At 48.5% G+C, this 5,007-nt stretch carries 5 protein-coding genes; 2 read left to right on the top strand and 3 right to left on the bottom strand.

Going from position 1 to position 5,007, the window contains the following annotated elements; genetic code table 11:
- Positions 1–110 precede the first annotated feature (110 nt).
- Complete coding sequence (locus NZ772_13580; protein ID MCS6814580.1) at positions 111–1,322, top strand: glycosyltransferase; 1,212 nt, start codon at positions 111–113, stop codon at positions 1,320–1,322.
- A gap of 31 nt (positions 1,323–1,353) precedes the next feature.
- Here the strand turns inward: NZ772_13580 and NZ772_13575 are convergent, their stop codons facing one another.
- From NZ772_13575 to NZ772_13565, 3 genes are all read right to left on the bottom strand, one after another.
- Complete coding sequence (locus NZ772_13575; GenBank protein ID MCS6814579.1) at positions 1,354–1,929, bottom strand: hypothetical protein; 576 nt, start codon at positions 1,927–1,929, stop codon at positions 1,354–1,356.
- Between the two features lie 153 nt (positions 1,930–2,082).
- Positions 2,083–2,529 (bottom strand): DUF488 domain-containing protein, encoded by a 447-nt coding sequence (locus tag NZ772_13570; protein MCS6814578.1) that lies wholly within the window; start codon positions 2,527–2,529, stop codon positions 2,083–2,085.
- 25 nt (positions 2,530–2,554) lie between these two features.
- On the bottom strand, positions 2,555–3,229 hold the full coding sequence (locus NZ772_13565) for a DUF488 domain-containing protein (GenBank protein MCS6814577.1): 675 nt from the start codon (positions 3,227–3,229) through the stop codon (positions 2,555–2,557).
- A 407-nt stretch (positions 3,230–3,636) separates the two neighbouring features.
- On the opposite strand from NZ772_13565, the gene NZ772_13560 reads away from it, so the two are divergent.
- On the top strand, positions 3,637–5,007 hold a 1,371-nt coding region (locus NZ772_13560; GenBank protein ID MCS6814576.1), incomplete at its 3' end, for a form I ribulose bisphosphate carboxylase large subunit.

Raw genomic sequence — 5,007 nt, 5'->3', positions numbered from 1 at the left:
GTTGACAGATTCCCGGTGTTGGCAAACACTCCATCAGCGGAATATGACCCTATGGAAAACCCAGTTTGCCTGGAATACGATCGCTAAGCGCTTTCTGGAGACCTTGCCCTATGGTTGAGCGTATCTATCGCGTGCTGATGGTTTGTTCCCATCCCGTGCAGTACGTAGCTCCCCTGCTGCGCTTGATGACTCAACAAGCCCAACTGGATCTTCACGTTGCCTATTGCAGCCTACAAGGAGCAGAAACCGGAGTTGACCCAGAATTTGGTGTAGCTGTGCAGTGGGACATTCCCCTGCTGGAAGGCTATTCCTGGGAGTATGTTCCCAACAGGTCTAAGCATCCTAGTCTAGGAAAGTTCTGGGGCTTAGTGAATCTCGGCTTGTGGCGGTTGATTCATACGGGTAAGTTCGATGCTGTTATTGTCTATACAGGCTACACCTACGCTAGCTTCTGGATTGCCGCCGCTGCTGCTAAGACTAGCCGCACTCCATTGCTATTTAACACAGATGCCACTTCCCTAGATGTCCGTAGCAAGGGTAGCTCTTGGAAGCTCCGGCTTAAACAATGGATCCTCCCGCGCATTTTTAGCCTAGCAGATGTTGCCATATCGACCTCTGCGGCGGGTAGTGAGTTTCTTCGCAGCTTGGGTGTGCCTCCTCAGCGAATTGTCATGACTCCCTTTGTGGTAGACAACGACTGGTGGACGGCCCAAGCCGCCCTAGTTGACCGGGCCGCCATCCGTCATCAGTGGGGAATTCCTGCTGATGCGCTCGTGGTGCTATTTTGTGCCAAGCTTCAACCCTGGAAGCGTCCTGCCGATGTGTTATCTGCCTTTGCCCAGGCGCAATTACCCTACGCTTACTTGGTCTTTGCTGGAGAAGGCCCCCTAAAACTAGAGTTGATGGCAGCAGCAGAGAGCCTGCGGATTGCTGATCGGGTGAAATTCTTGGGGTTTGTTAACCAATCCCAACTGCCTGCTACTTATCGATCAGCAGATTTATTGGTGTTGCCATCTGGCTATGATCCTTGCCCTGTGGTCGTCTGTGAAGCTATGCTCTGTGGCTGCCCTGTAGTACTCAGTGACGAAATTCGCGGACGCTTCGACATTGTGCAATCAGGCTACACTGGCTATATCTATCCTTGTGGTGACGTGGATGCCCTTGCAGCTATTTTACAAGAGGCGCTATCAGACCGCGATCGACTCCAAACCCTGAGTCAAAATGCTGTTAAGCGCATGGAAACTTGGTCACCCCGTGATAACGCTGCTGCCATTCTGCAAGCTGTGCACACTGCTGTGAGGTTAGGGAAGAAGCACACCTAACTACCGAACTGAGTTGCTGACTCTAGATACACTAGCTGACAGCAATTTCAATTACACCAGCAATCAACTTCCAGCAATACTTTTCACCATCTTTTTCCTTTGCAAAGGGCATTCCTAAGCTCAAGGTCACTAAACAACGATCGCTAGTAAACCTTCGGTTGTTTCTATAATCACCAATATCCAATTTCTTGATAAACACAGGGTCTGTAATTGGTGCATCGTGAAGCTCATGTCCATTGGTGGTAACCAAGCTAGCTCGATACTTTTCCTCAGCATTAATCCAGGCTCGGAAATTGACGACCTTCAGAAGCTGAAGGGTTTTCTGTTGATTCCTGGGTAGGGATTCAAGGTAGGGAAGTGGCACAGCTCGTTTGTACTTAGGATACATAATCTCCCCATTAGCATAGGTGACGACATCTGCTAAACTTGCCCGACCTAGCCTCTTCCAGGCTCCTGGCATAATTAACCAATTTTCTCGCTCAAACCCAAAATCAAGGGCCTCTTTATCCAAGGGAATTTCTAGAATGTCTAGGAGGTTTGGCTCTGTTCCGTCTATACGGCGAACATGTTGAGGAACCCGACCATCATCTTTGTATCGGTACTGCATACAGACTGGTCGAATCCAATCACCAGTTATTGGATTTATACCTGCAATACAACGCTCACCATGTTTGCGAGAGTTAGCTAGACAAATCAGTTGCACTATACCGAACCCACGAGTGGCCATCATACTTATGGGCACTAATTATACAATCCTCGACTAAAGATGATGTATAGCTATATGCCCCAGGTGCTGATTTAAGTATTCTGCCACTAGACGGCGATGACAATGATGAGGCTCTGCTTCACTACAGAGTAAGCAGGCACCATTCAAAAATTCTGGTGAGACTAGGGTTTCAATTTGCCGATCGGTCATTAGCTGCAAAAATTGTTGCTCATAGTTAGCCCAGTCACCTCTCTGCTTTTTGTAGGCATCTAACATGGGTTTGGTCGGCGCAAAGTCAGGGTAGTGGACATACTCAATGCCAGCAATCTTGCGTAAGAAGTAGTCTAGGTCTGATCGCTTAGTGAAACCCGCTAGTTGAGACACATTATTAAGCCTAGTATCGATTACTCGCTTAACACCAGCCTGGATCAATGACTCAAAGAAAACCTGAGCGCTTTTTTGTGTAAAGCCGATGGTAAACAGGTGAATAGCTTGGCTCATGGTCAATCACTGCAACTAGAGCATTTCAAGACGATAGGGGTTTAGAGTAGGCAATCTCGCGTTCTTGCTGTGAATTAGCTTGCTTCAGTTGGTCTAGACGTTCCAGTAAGGGCAGAGAAGTAGGCTGCTTTGCTCGTTTTTTTGCCTTGGTCGCCTGGGTTTCCACAGCTTGCCACAGTTGCTCTAGCTCTGGCAACTGGGGTGGTTGCGCTAGATTGGCCAAGAGGCGCTCTTCTAGTTGCTCATGAGTTTCTAGGGTACCGTCACTAAGAATGTGGCTAATGCGCAGAGAGAGATTCTGCTGTTTTAGGCGATCGCAAATCAGAATTGAGCGATGGCAAGCTATGGGGTCTTTTTCTGCACACATTAGAGCTACTCGATACTTCTGCATCCCAATCGTTAAGCGCTTCATGCCTTCAGCAAACAGAGTAGTTTGCGCTAGTCGATCGTAGATGACCTTGCCCTGTTCATCGTAGCAAGTTGGATCCGTTGACCTAGCACCTAACTCTTTACCCAAAAATACGTAGGCAATACCTACTGCTTGCAGAGAGCATTTCAATGCTGCTTGGCTGAAATGAGGTGCATAGCGGCTGTAGGGGTGAGAACGGACATCAACGATCGCCGTCACTCGGTGCTCTTTTAGTAGCGCGATAAATGCCTCAATACTCAAATTAGAGTGGCCGATCGTTAATAATTCCATATTTTTTTAACGTAAGACCTAGCAGCAACCTAACAGTCCTGAACATTAGCAACGTCCAGCCTTCATTATGGCACTTGTACTATAAGCCGAACCATGGATTTAGTGTGCCCCTAGACCATGAGTAGACTACACCTAGACCCTGTAGACCACACTGTGAATAGTCAACTGCCGATAGATTACAGAACTGTTGCATTTTTAGAGAGCATCTACTGGAGACTGTTCAAACATTTTTATAGATTTATAAGCTGACCGTATAACCTGATTAAGATAACAAAAACTAGGCTTATTACCATTCCTGATAATCTTTTCTATAGATTCGCAACTGTGTACATCATAGATAGAAGGCAATACTCCTTAGATATCTCTTGTACCCAGTCGAAGCGTTGTGATTTCTAAGGAACAGAATTATGTCTTACGCGCAAACTAAGACCCAGGCAAAAGCTGGGTATCAAGCTGGGGTAAAGGATTATCGATTAACCTACTACACCCCAGACTACACTCCGAAGGATACCGATATTCTGGCGGCCTTTCGCGTAACTCCTCAACCTGGCGTTCCTCCTGAAGAAGCAGGTGCAGCAGTAGCGGCAGAATCCTCCACTGGTACATGGACTACGGTCTGGACTGACTTGTTGACAGACTTGGATCGCTACAAGGGCCGCTGCTATGACATTGAGCCAGTCCCTGGCGCTGATGATAATCAGTTCATCGCCTACATTGCCTATCCTCTAGATTTGTTTGAGGAAGGCTCGGTGACCAATATGCTGACTTCGATCGTAGGTAATGTGTTTGGCTTTAAAGCCCTGCGTGCACTGCGATTGGAAGACCTGCGTATTCCCGTTGCCTATCTGAAGACCTTCCAAGGCCCTCCCCACGGCATTCAAGTTGAGCGTGACAAGCTCAACAAATATGGTCGTCCGTTGCTGGGTTGCACCATCAAGCCTAAGCTGGGCCTATCGGCTAAGAACTATGGTCGTGCAGTTTACGAGTGCTTGCGCGGTGGCCTAGACTTCACCAAGGATGATGAAAACATCAACTCTCAGCCGTTCCAGCGCTGGCGCGATCGCTTCCTATTTGTTGCTGATGCTATCCACAAGGCTCAAGCTGAAACAGGTGAAATCAAGGGACATTACTTGAATGTGACCGCTCCTACCTGCGAAGAAATGCTGAAACGGGCAGAATTTGCCAAAGAGCTGAAGATGCCCATTATCATGCATGACTTTTTGACGGCTGGTTTCACTGCCAACACTACCCTGGCGAGATGGTGTCGCGATAACGGTCTGTTACTACACATTCACCGAGCAATGCATGCTGTAATCGATCGACAAAAGAACCACGGGATGCACTTCCGAGTTCTGGCCAAGTGTCTGCGTATGTCTGGTGGCGACCATATCCACACAGGCACAGTCGTGGGCAAATTGGAGGGCGAAAAGGGCATCACCATGGGCTTTGTAGACCTGCTGCGTGAGAACTACATCGAGCAAGACAAGTCTCGTGGTATTTACTTCACCCAAGACTGGGCCTCAATGCCTGGCGTGATGGCAGTCGCGTCTGGTGGTATCCACGTATGGCATATGCCAGCTCTTGTGGAAATTTTTGGGGATGATGCAGTCCTACAGTTTGGTGGCGGCACCTTGGGTCACCCTTGGGGTAATGCACCCGGCGCAACCGCAAACCGTGTGGCGTTGGAAGCATGTATTCAAGCTCGGAACGAAGGCCGCGACATGATGCGAGAAGGTGGAGACATCATTCGGGAAGCTGCTAAATGGTCGCCTGAGCTA

This window comes from Cyanobacteriota bacterium (assembly GCA_025054735.1).
Classification (GTDB): Bacteria; Cyanobacteriota; Cyanobacteriia; order SKYG9; family SKYG9; genus SKYG9.
The sequence above is the reverse complement of the archived record's forward strand: the minus strand, read 5'-3'. Positions and strand labels throughout refer to the sequence as shown.

Coding starts and splice junctions, on each gene's coding strand:
- NZ772_13580 (MCS6814580.1), top strand. CDS start 111: ATGGTTGAGCGTATCTATCGCGTGCTGATGGTTTGTTCCCATCCCGTG.
- NZ772_13570 (MCS6814578.1), bottom strand. CDS start 2,529: ATGAGCCAAGCTATTCACCTGTTTACCATCGGCTTTACACAAAAAAGC.
- NZ772_13575 (MCS6814579.1), bottom strand. CDS start 1,929: ATGCAGTACCGATACAAAGATGATGGTCGGGTTCCTCAACATGTTCGC.
- NZ772_13565 (MCS6814577.1), bottom strand. CDS start 3,229: ATGGAATTATTAACGATCGGCCACTCTAATTTGAGTATTGAGGCATTT.